The organism is Bacillus sp. bc15 (assembly GCF_900142585.1).
In the GTDB taxonomy this organism is placed as follows: Bacteria; Bacillota; Bacilli; order Bacillales; family Bacillaceae_G; genus Bacillus_A; species Bacillus_A cereus.
In genome coordinates, this window is the sequence record NZ_FRBJ01000005.1 from 111,746 (window position 1) to 127,566 (window position 15,821).

Below are 15,821 nucleotides of genomic sequence, written 5' to 3' on the forward strand. Positions count from 1 at the left end.
ATAAGGCTAACATCAAACTTTGGTGTTAGCCCCATTTTCTTCTTACGCTAACCTTAGCTCTCAACGAAGGGGGTCAAATTGTGCTAAGAGATTTATTCGTGAAAAAGAAAAAGTACGCTGCAATACCTTCAGAACAAGTACGAAAAGATGTGCCAGATGGCGTTATGACAAAATGTCCGGAATGTAAAAAAATCATGTATACGAAAGAACTTCTAAAAAATTTAAAAGTATGTGTGAATTGTGGATATCATCATCCTATGAATGCATGGGAACGTCTTGATAGTATATTGGACGAAGGGTCATTCCGTGAGTATGACAAAGAAATGGTTTCATTAAATCCACTCGAGTTTCCAGGTTATGAAGAGAAACTAGAGAGCGATCGTAAGAAGACTGAATTGAACGAAGCGGTTGTAACTGGTGAAGGAACAATTGATGACATGCTTGTTGTTGTTGCAGTAATGGATTCTCGTTTTCGAATGGGGAGCATGGGCTCTGTAGTAGGAGAAAAAATCGCCCGTGCGGTTGAAAAGGCGTACGACTTACAAGTTCCATTTATTATCTTTACTGCTTCGGGTGGTGCCCGTATGCAAGAAGGGATATTAAGTTTAATGCAAATGGCAAAAACAAGCGTAGCTTTGAAAAAGCATAGTAATGCAGGAGGGTTATTTATTTCTGTTATGACTCACCCAACGACGGGCGGGGTTTCAGCGAGTTTCGCTTCACTTGGTGATTATAATCTTGCAGAACCAGGTGCACTTATCGGATTTGCTGGTAGACGTGTAATTGAACAAACGGTGCGTGAGAAACTACCGGAAGATTTCCAAACGGCAGAATTCTTACTAGATCATGGTCAATTAGATGCGGTGGTGCATCGTGATGATATGAGAGAATCGCTTCGCAAGATTTTAGAAGTTCATCAAGGAGGGGAAATGGCTGTATGGCAGAGCTAGAATTTGAAAAACCAGTTGTTGAGCTAAGAAATAAGATTCGTGAACTGAAAGACTATACGAAAAACAGCCAGATGGACTTCAGTGAGGAGATTCGTATTTTGGAAGAAAAGCTAGAAAATTTAGAGGAAGATATATACGGCAATCTAAAAGTATGGGACCGTGTTCAAATTGCTCGTCATGCAGAACGACCGACAACGCTCGATTATATTGAGCACTTATTTACTGATTTTTTCGAATGTCATGGAGATCGTCTATTTGGCGATGATGCAGCGATTGTCGGCGGCATTGCGAAATATAAAGGGATGCCTGTAACTGTAATTGGGCATCAGCGCGGAAAAGATACGAAAGAAAATATTCGACGTAACTTTGGAATGCCTCATCCAGAAGGATATCGAAAAGCACTGCGTCTCATGAAACAAGCGGAAAAGTTTAATCGTCCTATTATTTGTTTCATCGATACGAAGGGAGCTTATCCTGGTAAAGCAGCTGAAGAACGTGGACAAAGTGAAGCTATTGCCCGCAACCTATTTGAGATGGCAGGTTTAACGGTACCAGTTATTTGTATCGTTATCGGTGAAGGCGGTAGTGGTGGTGCGCTAGGTCTTGGAGTAGGAGATTACATTCATATGCTAGAAAATTCCACTTATTCTGTTATTACACCAGAGGGTGCAGCGGCAATTCTTTGGAAAGATGCAGGAAAAGCAAAGGAAGCTGCAGAGGCAATGAAAATTACAGCAGCAGATTTGAAAGAATTAGGTGTAATTGATGAAATTATTCCAGAGACAAAAGGTGGAGCTCACCGTAATATTTTGAAACAGTCAGAAAATATAGACTTAATGATTAGAAAAACTTTTGAACAATTAAACGGAATTTCGAAAGATGAATTAATCGAAAAACGTTATGAAAAATATATGAAAATTGGGCAAGTTTCGTTTTCAAACGCTTCCATTGGGATAAAATAAGAAAAGCGTGCGTTCCTCTTCGCGAATGCACGTTTTTATTATGAAAAGACACATCTTCTCCATTGTGTTTTTATATTTTTTCGTGTTATTTTATTATAAGGCAAATAATCTTTATGAGGTGAGTACAAATGAAACGTATTGGTGTATTAACAAGTGGTGGAGATTCACCTGGTATGAATGCTGCCATTCGTGCAGTTGTTCGTAAAGCGATTTTCCATGATATTGAAGTATATGGTATTTACCATGGATACGCTGGATTAATTTCTGGTCACATTGAAAAATTAGAACTTGGTTCTGTTGGCGATATTATCCACCGCGGTGGTACGAAATTATATACAGCAAGATGTCCTGAGTTTAAAGACCCAGAAGTACGACTAAAAGGTATCGAGCAATTAAAGAAACATGGTATCGAAGGACTTGTTGTTATTGGTGGAGATGGTTCTTACCAAGGCGCTAAAAAATTAACTGAACAAGGATTCCCATGTGTTGGTGTACCAGGTACAATCGACAATGATATTCCTGGAACAGACTTCACAATTGGTTTCGATACAGCTTTAAACACTGTTATTGATGCAATTGATAAAATCCGTGACACAGCTACATCTCATGAACGTACATATGTTATCGAAGTAATGGGACGTCACGCTGGTGATATCGCATTATGGGCTGGTTTAGCTGATGGTGCAGAAACAATCTTAATTCCAGAAGAAGAGTATGACATGGATGATGTTATCGCTCGTCTGAAGCGTGGTAGTGAACGTGGTAAAAAACACAGTATTATCGTTGTAGCTGAAGGTGTTGGAAGTGCAATTGACATCGGTAAGCACATTGAAGAAGCAACAAACTTTGATACTCGTGTAACTGTATTAGGTCACGTACAACGTGGTGGATCACCAAGTGCACAAGACCGTGTATTAGCAAGTCGTCTTGGCGCAAGAGCAGTTGAATTATTAATTGCTGGTAGAGGTGGACGTTGTGTAGGTATTCAAGATAACAAACTTGTTGATCATGATATTATCGAAGCGTTAGCTCAAAAGCATACAATCGATAAAGATATGTATCAATTATCTAAAGAATTATCCATCTAATCGGCGTAATGTCAGATATTTGGGAACGGTTTCATAATTTTCGGAGGTGCAATATGCGTAAAACTAAAATTGTATGTACTATAGGTCCTGCTAGTGAAAGTATTGAAAAATTAGAGCAATTAATCGAAGCAGGTATGAACGTTGCTCGTTTAAACTTCTCTCATGGTAGCCATGAAGAGCACGGAGCTCGTATTAAAAACATTCGTGAAGCTTCAAAGAAAACTGGTAAAACAGTTGGTATCTTACTTGATACAAAAGGTCCAGAAATCCGTACTCACGACTTCGTAGACGGACAAGCTGAGCTTGTAACAGGTGCAGAAGTAGTTCTTTCTACTGAGCAAGTATTAGGTACTGCAGAGAAGTTCTCTGTATCTTATGCTGGTCTTTATGACGATGTAGACCCAGGTTCTCGCATTCTAATCGATGACGGTCTTATCGAACTAGAAGTAATCGAAAAAGCTGATGGAAACATCCGTACAAAAGTTCTTAACAGCGGAACTGTAAAAAATAAAAAAGGTGTTAACGTACCAAACGTAAGCATTAAGCTTCCTGGTATCACTGAAAAAGACGTAAAAGATATCATCTTCGGTATCGAGCAAAAAGTTGATTTCATCGCAGCTTCATTCGTACGTAAAGCGTCTGACGTATTAGAAATCCGTGAATTATTAGAAGAGCATGGCGCTCAATACATCCAAATCGTACCGAAAATCGAAAACCAAGAAGGTATCGACAACATCGATTCAATCTTAGAAGTTTCTGACGGTTTAATGGTAGCTCGTGGTGATATGGGTGTAGAAATTCCACCAGAAGAAGTACCATTAGTACAAAAACGTCTAATCAAAAAATGTAACGTGTTAGGTAAACCAGTTATTACTGCGACACAAATGTTAGACTCTATGCAACGTAACCCACGTCCAACTCGTGCGGAAGCAAGTGACGTAGCTAACGCAATCTTCGATGGTACAGATGCAATCATGCTTTCAGGTGAAACAGCTGCTGGTCAATATCCGGTAGAAGCAGTAACAATGATGGCTAACATTGCAGTACGTGTTGAAAAATCATTACAATACGAAGATATGTTCAAAAAACGTATTAAAGAGTTCACTCCAACAATTACAGATGCAATTAGCCAATCTGTTGCGCATACAGCACTTGCTCTTGATGTAGCTGCAATCGTAGCTCCAACAGAAAGTGGACATACTGCGAAAATGATCTCTAAATACCGTCCAAAATCTCCAATCGTAGCTGTAACATCTGACGAGCAAGTAGGACGTCGTCTTGCACTAGTTTGGGGTGTACAAGCATTTATGGCTGAGAAGCGCGCAGCTTCAACTGACGAAATGTTAGATACAGCAATTCAAACAGGTATGGATGCAGGTCTAATCGGCCTTGGAGATACTGTAGTAATTACTGCTGGTGTTCCAGTTGCTGAAACTGGTACAACAAACTTAATGAAAATCCACGTTGTTGGTGAAGAAGTTGCTAAAGGACAAGGGATCGGTCGTAAAGCTGCAAAAGGTAAAGTAGTTGTAGCAAAAACAGCTGCTGAAGCTGTAGCGAACGTAAACGAAGGTGATATCCTTGTTACAACAAGCACTGATAAAGATATGATTCCTGCAATCGAAAAAGCTGCTGCTTTAGTTGTAGAAGAAGGTGGCTTAACAAGCCATGCAGCTGTTGTAGGCGTATCAATCGGTATTCCTGTTATCGTTGGTGTAAACGGCGTAACAGCAACTTTAAAAAATGGCCAAGAAGTAACAGTTGATGCAGCACGCGGAATTGTTTATAATGGACATGCGGAAGTGCTATAAGTAATACGGAGAGAAGGATCGGAGTCCTTCTCTTTTTTTTACACAAAAACGAGATAGAATTAGCTTAAAACGCCTAGAATTGCTTTTAAAAGCTGTTTGTTATGGGTTTTAATATGAAAGGGTATTATATTTCATATGATGTATATAGGCTTTGTGAGGGCGTTAAAAGTGAGTTGTGAGAGAGGTGTAGAACTATGAAGTGGTTACTATTCTTGTTTATTTTAATACCGGCGATTGAGATTACGGTCTTAATCGGATCAAGTCATGTAATAGGTTTATGGTCTACGTTCGCTATGATAGTATTTACAGGTGTAGTAGGTGTGTATTTGGCGAAAAGACAAGGATTTAAAGTGCTTGGAGAGATTCAATCTAAGTTGAATAGAGGGGAAATGCCAGGTGAGGCAGTACTAGATGGTATTTTTGTATTTGTAGGAGGTATTCTCTTAGTGCTTCCTGGTTATGTGACAGATGTGCTAGGGTTTATCTGCGTGATCCCTATTACGAGAGCTTTATTGAAGCCGCTTGTTATGAAGTGGATGGAATGGAAGTTTAGAAAGAACTCTACTATTATCATTCAGAAGTAGCGCTTAGATTATAACGATCTAAGTGCTATTTTTTTGTCTTGTAAGAGGGGAGGAACTTTCTGATTGAAGCTTTGTTTTACCGCGTTATTTGTGGGGTGTGGAATTTCTATCTCAAAGCTGGGATGCTCGTAAGTGTTTGATGTGGGGGGATGAACGAAACGTCCGCTTATTATATTTGCTATATAATTTTCGTTTGAACTCTTGTTGTGCTTCGATTAAACGTGTGATTTTTAGTGCTATTAATTTGGATGAATAAGATGGTGTGAAATGCAGCCAAATTAAAGTTTTGCTTTCGTATATAAAGGAGCGATTGGTGTAAAGAATTAATATAAAAGGTGGGGATTGTTAGTTGAAGCCCTATTTTATGCTATTTTGTATATTTATTCATTTACATAAAAAGTAATAAATGTAAGTAATAATTATAGGTAAAATAGAATAAAAATGTATTTTTAGCTAGAATATGTGTTTTTTTATGCAAAAAAACAAGAGGATTATCCTGTTTCTGGGTAATTCTCTTGTTGCGTGTGAGTAGTGTGGGAAATAGGTAAAAGGAATAATCAGTGGGAATTTCCCACTGATTATAGCTTGATTTTTTGTATGAATTAGAAACTGTTATTTTGAAGGTGAACCTTTAATATATTTCCACAAGTCATGGAAGACATTAGCTTTGTGTAATGTATTAAGTAGTACCAAGGTGACTGGACCGATGATTAATCCTAAAAAGCCAAAAAGCTTAAAGCCGACAAATAGAGCGACGAGTGTTGCTAATGGATCGAGACCGATGTTAGATGAAAGTACTTTCGGCTCCATAATTTGTCTTTGGACAATCACGACGATGTATAAAATGAGAAGGCCAATGGCGAATCCGGTATCGCCAGTGAAAAATACGTATATAACCCACGGAACGAAGACCGCGCCTGTTCCTAAATAGGGTAGTAAATCTACAACTCCTGTAATAATCGCAATAGTAATGGCGTATGGTACGCGTAATATTAAAAGTCCGATCAGTACAATGACGGTTGTCATAGATACGAGTGTAAGTTGTGCTTTCACAAAACCAAACAAAGCTTTTCTTAAATCGACAAAAATAGTTTTTCCGTATCCATGTACACGATTCGGTAGCAAATTTCTTGCTTTCTGAGCAAGACGGTGCCAATCGTAACTAATGAAGAAAGTGGCTAATAAAATGAATACAAGGACAGTTAACGTTGTTGGCAGTGCACTAATGAAATTCGTTAACCCGCTTATAATGGCGGTTAAAAGTTCTTTCATTTGTGTTGTTGCTTCTGTTCCTAAGTTTTGGATGTTTTGTGTAATTGTATAGCGCTGTGGTTCTCCAAGATGATTAAATTTAGAGATTAAATCATCGTAGAGAGGCATAATATGATTAAGTGCAAATTGCTGAGCGAATGTAACGATATCTGGAAACTTTACTGTAACAAGTTGTAGTAAGTATGTTGTGGCAGATATTGCTTCAGTCACAAGATATGTAACAAGTCCGACGATAGCTCCAAATACGAGAATTAAGCTAACGAGTACTGCTAGTGCGCGAGGAAATTGTAGTTTTTGATTAAGGAAATTGACGACAGGATTAATCAAATAAGCAAATGCAAAAGCGATAATAAAAGGATAGATAAGCCCTGACATGTATAGTAATACATAGAACCCAGCTACCGTTGCTACAATGACAAATATGAGTCGCAATATCATATATAGTAAGTTTCGGTTCAAAGATGTATACCTCCCATTCCAATTTGGATTATCCTAATTCGTTCAACTTATAACGAGTGTGCCCCACTGATTAAAGTTTCACTTTATGTTATAGTGGAATGATGGATTTTTCCTGCTTTTTCAGTATGTGAGTGACTGTGAAAGCTTGGTGTTGATGCTTCTACTATATGGTAAAAACTTCATTTTCTCTTCTTTTTATTTTACCTGTTTCTAATTAGAAAAGAAAGAAGAGACGCCCGTTTTTAAAATGTATACATGCTTAAATTTTGATGGTGAAAGTCTCAGATTCATGTTGAATAGGCATCGATATAGCATGTATAACGATAGGTTTAAAGGTATTTTTGTTTGGAAATGAGTTCATTATTTTCAGAAAGGAAGTGCAAACATGATTAGTCAGTCAACGTTATTTTTATTCATACTACTTATTATAGGACTTATTGCTAAAAACCAATCGCTTACTGTAGCTATTGGTGTGTTATTTCTATTGAAGTTTACGTTTTTAGGAGATAAGGTCTTTCCTTATTTACAAACGAAAGGAATTAACCTAGGTGTAACGGTCATTACAATAGCGGTGCTCGTACCGATTGCGACGGGGGAAATAGGTTTTAAACAACTTGGAGAAGCGGCGAAATCGTATTATGCGTGGATTGCTTTAGCTTCAGGTGTAGCGGTCGCTTTGTTAGCGAAAGGCGGCGTACAATTGTTGACAACGGATCCTCATATTACAACTGCGCTTGTTTTTGGGACAATTATAGCGGTTGCGTTATTTAATGGGGTTGCTGTTGGTCCGTTAATTGGGGCTGGAATTGCCTATGCGGTTATGAGTATTATACAAATGTTTAAATAAGGAATTTTATAGTAATATAAAATTTTTGAATTCTTTCTGTTCACAAAAGTCAGATAATTGTTTATAATAGGATTAGAAACTTTGAAAAGTTACATAACAGCAGAGACTTTACACCAGATAAAATAAAAACAACATAAAACAATTTTATAATGATATTGTTTTATGTTGTTTTTATCATAAAACTCTTCGGAATGTATTTTCCTCACTAACTTGTTGTTTTGAGCGTGAGGATTCGGGGAGACATTCACGCTCATGCTTTCCATGTAAACAATGGACAATAAGAGGGGAACATCGCAACAAATTTGCATGATCGTGCATTTTGCTTGCCTAAAGAGTGAACGGGCGTTCATAATTCATAAGGGGAGCAAATAGATATAAGGAGCAAGGTTGGGAGAATTTTCAGGAAAAGGAGAGAATGTCATGACTGTTATTCGAGGTTTAGAAGGGGTAGTAGCAACAACATCATCTGTGAGCTCTATTATTGATGATACATTAACTTATGTTGGGTATAATATTGATGATTTAGCTGAGAATGCTACGTTTGAAGAAGTAGTGTACTTATTATGGCACCGCAAGCTTCCTAATGAAAAAGAACTAGCGGAATTTAATGAAATTGTATCTGAATACTATAAAGTTCCAGGTGAGATTTTAACATATTTGAAACAAGTAGATTTAAAAATTGCACATCCGATGTCTGTTTTACGAACTGCAATTTCCATGCTATCATTATACGATGAGAGCGCTGAAATTATGGATGAAAAGTCTAATTATTTGAAAGCGGTTAAATTACAGGCTCAAGTGGGAACTTTAGTTGCTGCTTACGCGAGAATCCGTAAAGGTTTAGATATTGTTGAGCCAAGAAAAGATTTATCATTAGCTGCAAACTTCTTGTACATGTTAAATGATCGCGAGCCAAATGAAGTTGAAATTGAAGCTTTTGATAAGGCACTTGTACTTCATGCAGATCATGAGTTAAACGCTTCTACATTTACTGCACGTGTTTGCGTAGCTACACTGTCAGATGTATATTCTGGTATTACAGCAGCAATCGGTGCATTAAAAGGTCCTCTTCACGGTGGGGCAAATGAAAATGTAATGAAGATGTTAACTGAAATTGGCGAAGAAGAAAATGTAGAGTCATATATTCATAATGCTCTTCAAAATAAAGTGAAAATCATGGGCTTTGGCCACCGTGTGTATGAGCAAGGTGATCCACGTGCAAAACACTTACGTGAAATGTCTAAGAGATTATGCGTGCTTTTAGGAGAAGACAAATGGTATAATATGTCTATCAAAATTGAAGACATTGTAACAAAAGAAAAAGGTCTTCCACCAAATGTCGATTTCTATTCAGCTTCTGTATACCATTGTTTAGGAATTGACCATGACTTATTTACACCTATTTTTGCAATTAGCCGTATGTCAGGCTGGTTAGCTCATATTCTAGAACAATATGAAAACAACCGTTTAATCCGTCCGCGTGCTGATTATAATGGACCAACGCATCAAGTGTATGTTCCAATCGCACAAAGATAAGCGAAAAACACTATTTCGATAGTGAAAATACGCTTTCAAAAGTCTGATTTTTTCGGAAAGATGTAATGATTAGAATATTTTAATTTGACTAACGGTTTGAACTGAGGGGTTATTCCCTCAGTTTCATACATATGAAATTTCAAACATGGGGGTTATCACATTGACGACAGGTGAAAAAATTACTGTAACTAATGGTGTTATGAATGTACCAAACAATCCGATTATTCCATTTATTGAAGGAGATGGAATTGGTCCTGATATTTGGGCAGCTGCATCTCGCGTAATAGAAGCAGCAGTTGAAAAAGCTTATGATGGTGAGAAGAAAATCGTTTGGAAAGAAGTGCTTGCAGGGGAAAAAGCATTCAACCAAACAGGCGAGTGGTTACCAGAAGAAACTTTAAATTTAATTCGCGAATATTTAATCGCAATTAAAGGTCCACTTACAACTCCAGTTGGCGGTGGTATTCGTTCTCTAAACGTAGCACTTCGTCAAGAATTAGATCTATATGTATGTCTACGTCCAGTTCGTTATTTTGAAGGTGTTCCTTCACCTGTAAAACGTCCGGAAGATACTGATATGGTTATTTTCCGTGAAAATACAGAAGACATTTATGCTGGAATTGAATATGCACAAGGATCTCCAGAAGCAGAAAAAGTTCTTGCTTTCTTAAAAGAAGCAATGGGTGTTAATAAAATCCGCTTCCCAGAAACATCTGGTATTGGTATTAAACCAATCTCAGAAGAAGGGACAAAGCGTCTTGTTCGTGCTGCAATTCAATATGCAATTAATGAAAAACGCTCTTCTGTTACATTAGTTCATAAAGGAAACATTATGAAATTTACAGAAGGTGCTTTCAAAAACTGGGGTTACGAAGTAGCGGAACAAGAATTCGGCGACAAAGTATTTACTTGGGCTGAATATGATCGCATTGTTGAAAAAGATGGTAAAGATGCAGCAAATAAAGCGATGGCAGACGCTGAAGTGGCTGGAAAAATCATCGTAAAAGATTCTATTGCAGACATCTTCTTACAACAAATTTTAACTCGTCCACGTGAGTTCGATGTTGTTGCAACAATGAACTTAAATGGTGACTATATCTCTGATGCACTTGCTGCACAAGTAGGTGGAATTGGTATTGCACCTGGTGCAAACATTAACTATGTGACTGGACATGCTATCTTTGAAGCTACACACGGTACAGCTCCAAAATATGCAGGTTTAGATAAAGTAAACCCATCTTCAGTTCTTCTTTCAGGTGTATTATTATTAGAACACTTAGGATGGAATGAAGCAGCGAAATTAGTAACAGATTCAGTTGAGAAAACAATTGCATCAAAAGTAGTAACATATGACTTCGCTCGCCTAATGGAAGGCGCAACAGAAGTGAAGTGTTCTGAGTTTGCTAATGAGCTTATTAAAAACATGGATGTAGCGATAATCAAAAACGCATAATTAAAACGGGGGGTAAATTATGACAATCAAACGCAAGAAAGTTTCAGTCATCGGTGCAGGATTTACAGGAGCAACAACGGCATTCTTATTAGCACAAAAAGAACTTGCAGATGTTGTATTAGTGGACATTCCACAACTGGAAAATCCAACAAAAGGGAAAGCGTTAGATATGTTAGAAGCGAGCCCAGTACAAGGTTTTGATGCTAACATTATTGGAACATCTGATTACGCAGATACTGCTGATTCTGACGTTGTCGTTATTACAGCAGGTATTGCACGTAAGCCTGGTATGAGCCGTGATGACTTAGTAGCAACGAACTCTAAAATTATGAAAAGTATTACGCGCGACATTGCAAAACATTCACCAAATGCAATTATTGTTGTGTTAACAAATCCAGTTGATGCAATGACATATTCTGTATTTAAAGAAGCAGGATTCCCGAAAGAGCGTGTAATTGGCCAATCGGGCGTATTAGATACAGCTCGTTTCCGTACATTCATCGCACAAGAATTAAATCTTTCTGTGAAAGACATTACAGGATTTGTTCTTGGTGGACACGGTGACGACATGGTACCTCTTGTGCGTTATTCTTATGCAGGCGGTATTCCGTTAGAAACGTTAATTCCGAAAGAGCGTTTAGAAGCAATCGTAGAACGTACACGTAAAGGTGGCGGTGAGATTGTAGGCTTATTAGGAAACGGTAGTGCATATTACGCACCAGCAGCTTCTTTAGTTGAAATGACAGAAGCAATCTTAAAAGATCAACGCCGTGTATTACCAGCTATTGCGTACCTTGAAGGTGAGTATGGTTATAGTGACCTTTACTTAGGGGTACCAGTAATTCTAGGTGGTAACGGAATTGAAAAAATTATTGAATTAGAACTTCTTGCAGATGAAAAAGAAGCGTTAGATCGCTCTGTAGAATCTGTACGTAACGTAATGAAAGTTCTTGTTTAATAATTGAATAGTAGTGAAAAAGATTCGGGATTCCGAATCTTTTTCTACTATTTACCGAATTGTTTTTTTGAAATAATATGAAAACGCTATCATTTGTAATATCCTATAATGAAACTATAGATTTATACTATATATTGCCCTCATCATAGTAAAGTTCGGATAAGGTATCGCTTTTAGTAGGATAATAAGGTGAAAAAATCGGAGGGGGTTGTAACATGTTAAAGAAAAAAGTTCAAATTGGTCGTAAAATGGATGAAATTACAGTAGGAGAGAAATTATCTATCACTGAAAAAATTGAGGATAAAGATTTGTTATTGTACTTAGGGTTAACGAATGATGCCAATCCATTATATATTCAGCATGATTACGCATCCCAAACTCCGTATGAAAAGCCGATTGTACCAAGCATTATGCTAACGGGAATGATTACAACGGCGGTTACGAAATATTTACCGGGTCCAGGAAGTCATATTACGAGAAAGGACCTTACGTTCGTGAAGCATGTTCACCATTATGAAACGTTACAAATCCACTTTGAAGTTGTGGCTGTTTCTGAGGAGGAACATACAATTGATATGCTTGTATCTGCTCATGATGAAAAAGGAGAAACTGTTGTAAAAGGTTCATTAACAGTCACGCCGCCTTTTAAATCTGTTTCCATTATGGAAAAAGCATTAGATAATTTTTAAAAGATGAAAATATGAATAGCGCTAGCATACCTTGAATAAGGATGCTAGCGCTATTTTTAGTTGAAAAATCCTTCTTTGAACCCTTCAGCAAATTCTGAGCACCCCGTTTTAATCGTATCCCAGCTCGGTACGTTAAAAGTAAGGAAGCATGTTACTACTAAAGTTAAAATAGGTAGTAATAGTCGCATAATAGACCTCGGCATCTAATTTATTTGTATATTTAAATTAATAATATAATCATCGGTAATTGAAGTCAATGAAAGGAGTGGTTTTTTTAGGTGAGGTGGAAAAAAGAAGATGTTATCTTTGAAACAATAAGAGAAGCTGAAGTGTGGGCAGACGGGGTCGCAAATGAAATGTACGGAAGAGTATTGGATGGATATGCAACGCGAGATTATAAAGTCGCGTATGCTCTTTCGTTTTTCCTAGCACAAAATCAAGATTTTATAGTTCATACGGAAGTGAGCTTTAAAGAAGAGAGAGTAATCTATAAAGTTTGGCAAAATCCTGTGTAGTTGCAGGTGAATCGTAATTACTTCTATTTTCTCAATTCTACACAAACGATCTCCATGAATAGACAATTATATTGAGAGGGACCTTGTTTTCTAGTATGATGAGAATAACGGGGAAAATACTAGGATGAAGAAGGTTTCAAGTCTATAACTTGGAGGAAAAGAATGAACAATCGTATTTTAGTAGTTGATGATGAGGAATTTATCTTAACTTTAATCGAATTTAATTTACAACAAGCTGGGTTTGAAGTTATAACAGCGATGGATGGAGAAATGGCGCTTCAAAAAGCGACAACAGAACGCCCAGATTTAATTATATTAGATTTAATGCTTCCGAAAATGGATGGTATGGAAGTGTGTAAAGAATTACGATTGCAGCGCGTTATGACGCCGATTTTAATGTTAACGGCAAAAGATGATGAGTTTGATAAGGTGCTAGGCCTTGAACTTGGGGCAGATGATTATATGACGAAGCCATTTAGTCCAAGGGAAGTTGTTGCTCGTGTGAAGGCGATTTTGCGCCGCACGAAATTACAACAAGAAGAACAAGTTGCAGAAGCGCCAGATGAAGATAGCATCACAATTGCAGAACTTAAAATTTTACCGGAGTTTTATGAGGCTTATTTCCAAGGAAGAAAGCTTGAATTAACACCAAAAGAATTTGAACTACTTGTGTATCTTGCGAAAAATAAAAGTCGCGTGTTGACTCGTGATCAATTATTAAGTGCTGTATGGAATTATGATTTTGCTGGTGATACGCGAATTGTTGATGTTCATATTAGCCATTTGCGCGATAAAATTGAACAAAATACGAAAAAACCGACGTACATTAAAACGATACGTGGTTTAGGATATAAATTAGAGGAGCCAAAAGGGAATGAATAAATTTCGTTCCAGGCTTCTTTTTACATTTGTTTCTCTTATTGTATTTATTTTAGTTGGACTAGGTTTATTGCTAGAAACTGTGTTTGAAAACTACTATATAGATCATGCTAAAGAGAGAATGGTAAAAGAGACAGAGTATGTTGCGGCGTTAGCAGAAGAGCAAGGTTTTGATAATGTCTTAAAAAATCCATACGTATTTGAAAAGTTAGAAGAAAAAATACCAGCTTCTATCGTATTTGTGGATGAAAAAAAGAAAGTTCAATATAGAAAAGGACAAGAATTGGCATTTAGTCCAGAAACGATTAAAGAACTTTCTTCGGAAGTGGCAAAACAACGAAGTAAAGTGATTACGAAAGAGACAGATCGAAAGAATGAATTTTATCATGCGGTGTTCGTTCAAGATGTAGAAGGAAAACAAGGATACGTTTTGGTGAAAAGTACAATCGATCCTTTAAGAGACGTACATCAAAAAACGTGGGGATTATTAATTATCGGATTTGTTATTGCTTGTCTCGTAGTTGTATTTTTAGGTATGAAAATTACAGGGCAATATATTAGGCCGATTGAATCGGTTACAAAAGTTGCAATTGAATTGGCAAAGGGTAATTATAAAGCACGTGCATACGAAAGTCATTCGGATGAAACAGGAATGCTGAGTAAAGCAATTAATATTTTAGCTCGTAACTTACAAGAGATGACACTTGAACAAGAAATGCAGCAAGATCGTCTGCATACGTTAATTGAAAATATGGGAAGCGGAATGATTTTAATTGATAGCCGCGGGTATATAAACCTTGTAAACCGCTCTTATAAGGAAACTTTCCACGTAACAGATGAAGAATATTTAGATCGCTTATATTATGAATCGTTTCATCATACAGAAATTACTGAGCTTGTAGAAGAAATCTTTATGACAGAAGTGAAAGTGCGTAAACAAATGTTATTGCCACTTGGAATTGAGCGGAAGCATTTCGAAGTATATGGAGCGCCGATTATCGGGACAAACCATGAATGGAAAGGGATTGTTCTCGTATTCCATGACATAACAGAGTTAAAGAAATTAGAACAAATGAGAAAAGACTTTTTAGCGAATGTTTCTCATGAATTAAAGACACCGATTACTTCTATTAAAGGTTTTTCAGAAACACTCTTAGACGGAGCGATGGATAATAAAAAATTCTGCGAACATTTCTTGCGCATTATTTTAAAAGAAAGTGAGCGCATGCAAGGATTAATTGAAGATTTATTAGATTTGTCGAAGATCGAACAACAAGGATTTAAATTAAATATGGGAACCGTTGACATGAAGGGGCTGCTTGAAGATATTCATATGGTGCTTGATAATAAAGCAGGAGAAAAAGAAATCTCTTTACAAGTGAATGTATTAAAACGTGCTTCTGTTATTGGAGATCCAAGTCGTTTGAAACAAATCTTTATTAATTTAATAAATAACGCGATCGTATATACACCGGCTGGAGGCGTTGTTTCAGTAGAGTTAGCGGAAGATAAGTATAATGCTTATATAAAAGTATCGGATACTGGAATTGGTATTAGTAAAGAGGAAATTCCGCGTATTTTTGAACGCTTTTACCGAGTGGATAAAGCGAGAAGTAGAAATACTGGTGGTACAGGCCTCGGATTATCAATTGTAAAGCATTTAGTAGAGGCGCATCACGGTACAATTACAGTGGATAGTGAAGTTGGGGAAGGGACAACATTTACAGTTGTTTTACCAAAATCAGCAACTGAAAAATAGGATGAAGGATGTTTACAATATATTAACAATGGCTTAATTAAATATTAATAAAGCTCTGT

At 37.1% G+C, this 15,821-nt stretch carries 15 protein-coding genes; 13 read left to right on the forward strand and 2 right to left on the reverse strand.

The genetic code is table 11. The features are described 5' to 3' along the window. The first annotated feature begins 80 nt into the window (after positions 1-80). The 5 genes from accD to BUA87_RS18120 all read left to right on the forward strand — a co-directional run bounded on the left by accD (position 81) and on the right by BUA87_RS18120 (position 5,395). Positions 81-950 carry an acetyl-CoA carboxylase, carboxyltransferase subunit beta gene (gene accD, locus BUA87_RS18100; protein ID WP_000942856.1) on the forward strand — a complete coding sequence of 290 codons (870 nt, stop codon included), beginning with the start codon at positions 81-83 and terminating at the stop codon, positions 948-950. Beyond that, entirely contained in the window at positions 938-1,912 is a 975-nt protein-coding gene (gene accA, locus BUA87_RS18105) for an acetyl-CoA carboxylase carboxyl transferase subunit alpha (RefSeq protein ID WP_061660088.1), read from the forward strand. The genes accD and accA overlap by 13 nt, the downstream gene beginning before the upstream one ends. Positions 1,913-2,040: 128 nt before the next feature. Next, positions 2,041-3,000: a 6-phosphofructokinase gene (pfkA, locus tag BUA87_RS18110; RefSeq protein ID WP_000821158.1), complete on the forward strand. Its 960-nt coding sequence runs from the start codon at positions 2,041-2,043 to the stop codon at positions 2,998-3,000. Positions 3,001-3,053: 53 nt separating this feature from the next. Further along, positions 3,054-4,811 carry a pyruvate kinase gene (gene pyk, locus BUA87_RS18115; protein WP_001232667.1) on the forward strand — a complete coding sequence of 586 codons (1,758 nt, stop codon included), beginning with the start codon at positions 3,054-3,056 and terminating at the stop codon, positions 4,809-4,811. A 194-nt stretch (positions 4,812-5,005) separates the two neighbouring features. Then, positions 5,006-5,395 carry an FxsA family protein gene (locus BUA87_RS18120; RefSeq protein ID WP_000871631.1) on the forward strand — a complete coding sequence of 130 codons (390 nt, stop codon included), beginning with the start codon at positions 5,006-5,008 and terminating at the stop codon, positions 5,393-5,395. 612 nt (positions 5,396-6,007) lie between these two features. On the opposite strand, the gene ytvI is transcribed toward BUA87_RS18120, so the two are convergent. Then, the gene (gene ytvI, locus BUA87_RS18125) at positions 6,008-7,126 is read right to left on the reverse strand and encodes a sporulation integral membrane protein YtvI (protein WP_001081389.1); all 1,119 of its coding nucleotides are present in this window, start codon (positions 7,124-7,126) and stop codon (positions 6,008-6,010) included. 385 nt (positions 7,127-7,511) lie between these two features. Between ytvI and BUA87_RS18130 the strand changes: the two genes are divergently transcribed. The 5 genes from BUA87_RS18130 (at position 7,512) to BUA87_RS18155 (ending at position 12,609) form a co-directional block, all read left to right on the forward strand. Then, positions 7,512-7,973, forward strand: a complete 462-nt coding sequence (locus tag BUA87_RS18130) for a DUF441 domain-containing protein (RefSeq protein WP_000625507.1) — start codon at positions 7,512-7,514, stop codon at positions 7,971-7,973. A 387-nt stretch (positions 7,974-8,360) separates the two neighbouring features. Next, the gene (gene citZ, locus BUA87_RS18140; protein WP_000503651.1) at positions 8,361-9,509 is read left to right on the forward strand and encodes a citrate synthase; all 1,149 of its coding nucleotides are present in this window, start codon (positions 8,361-8,363) and stop codon (positions 9,507-9,509) included. A gap of 160 nt (positions 9,510-9,669) precedes the next feature. Then, positions 9,670-10,962: an NADP-dependent isocitrate dehydrogenase gene (icd, locus tag BUA87_RS18145; RefSeq protein WP_000206893.1), complete on the forward strand. Its 1,293-nt coding sequence runs from the start codon at positions 9,670-9,672 to the stop codon at positions 10,960-10,962. A gap of 19 nt (positions 10,963-10,981) precedes the next feature. Further along, positions 10,982-11,920, forward strand: coding sequence for a malate dehydrogenase (gene mdh, locus BUA87_RS18150; RefSeq protein WP_000153232.1), 939 nt, complete (start codon positions 10,982-10,984; stop codon positions 11,918-11,920). Between the two features lie 215 nt (positions 11,921-12,135). After that, positions 12,136-12,609, forward strand: a complete 474-nt coding sequence (locus tag BUA87_RS18155) for a MaoC family dehydratase (RefSeq protein WP_000914180.1) — start codon at positions 12,136-12,138, stop codon at positions 12,607-12,609. Positions 12,610-12,665: 56 nt separating this feature from the next. On the opposite strand, the gene BUA87_RS31880 is transcribed toward BUA87_RS18155, so the two are convergent. Further along, a complete protein-coding gene (locus BUA87_RS31880; RefSeq protein ID WP_001238014.1) occupies positions 12,666-12,797 on the reverse strand; it encodes a hypothetical protein in 132 nt (43 codons plus the stop codon). A 90-nt stretch (positions 12,798-12,887) separates the two neighbouring features. On the opposite strand from BUA87_RS31880, the gene BUA87_RS18160 reads away from it, so the two are divergent. From BUA87_RS18160 to phoR, 3 genes are all read left to right on the forward strand, one after another. After that, positions 12,888-13,124 (forward strand): hypothetical protein, encoded by a 237-nt coding sequence (locus tag BUA87_RS18160; protein WP_001267356.1) that lies wholly within the window; start codon positions 12,888-12,890, stop codon positions 13,122-13,124. A 162-nt stretch (positions 13,125-13,286) separates the two neighbouring features. Then, the gene (phoP, locus tag BUA87_RS18165; RefSeq protein WP_001065220.1) at positions 13,287-14,006 is read left to right on the forward strand and encodes a two-component system response regulator PhoP; all 720 of its coding nucleotides are present in this window, start codon (positions 13,287-13,289) and stop codon (positions 14,004-14,006) included. Continuing rightward, positions 13,999-15,762, forward strand: a complete 1,764-nt coding sequence (gene phoR / locus BUA87_RS18170; protein WP_072940422.1) for a sensory box histidine kinase PhoR — start codon at positions 13,999-14,001, stop codon at positions 15,760-15,762. The genes phoP and phoR overlap by 8 nt, the downstream gene beginning before the upstream one ends. Positions 15,763-15,821 lie beyond the last annotated feature (59 nt).

Coding starts and splice junctions, on each gene's coding strand:
- phoR (WP_072940422.1), top strand. CDS start 13,999: ATGAATAAATTTCGTTCCAGGCTTCTTTTTACATTTGTTTCTCTTATT.
- BUA87_RS18155 (WP_000914180.1), top strand. CDS start 12,136: ATGTTAAAGAAAAAAGTTCAAATTGGTCGTAAAATGGATGAAATTACA.
- pfkA (WP_000821158.1), top strand. CDS start 2,041: ATGAAACGTATTGGTGTATTAACAAGTGGTGGAGATTCACCTGGTATG.
- BUA87_RS18130 (WP_000625507.1), top strand. CDS start 7,512: ATGATTAGTCAGTCAACGTTATTTTTATTCATACTACTTATTATAGGA.
- BUA87_RS18120 (WP_000871631.1), top strand. CDS start 5,006: ATGAAGTGGTTACTATTCTTGTTTATTTTAATACCGGCGATTGAGATT.
- pyk (WP_001232667.1), top strand. CDS start 3,054: ATGCGTAAAACTAAAATTGTATGTACTATAGGTCCTGCTAGTGAAAGT.
- mdh (WP_000153232.1), top strand. CDS start 10,982: ATGACAATCAAACGCAAGAAAGTTTCAGTCATCGGTGCAGGATTTACA.
- BUA87_RS31880 (WP_001238014.1), bottom strand. CDS start 12,797: ATGCGACTATTACTACCTATTTTAACTTTAGTAGTAACATGCTTCCTT.
- phoP (WP_001065220.1), top strand. CDS start 13,287: ATGAACAATCGTATTTTAGTAGTTGATGATGAGGAATTTATCTTAACT.
- accA (WP_061660088.1), top strand. CDS start 938: ATGGCAGAGCTAGAATTTGAAAAACCAGTTGTTGAGCTAAGAAATAAG.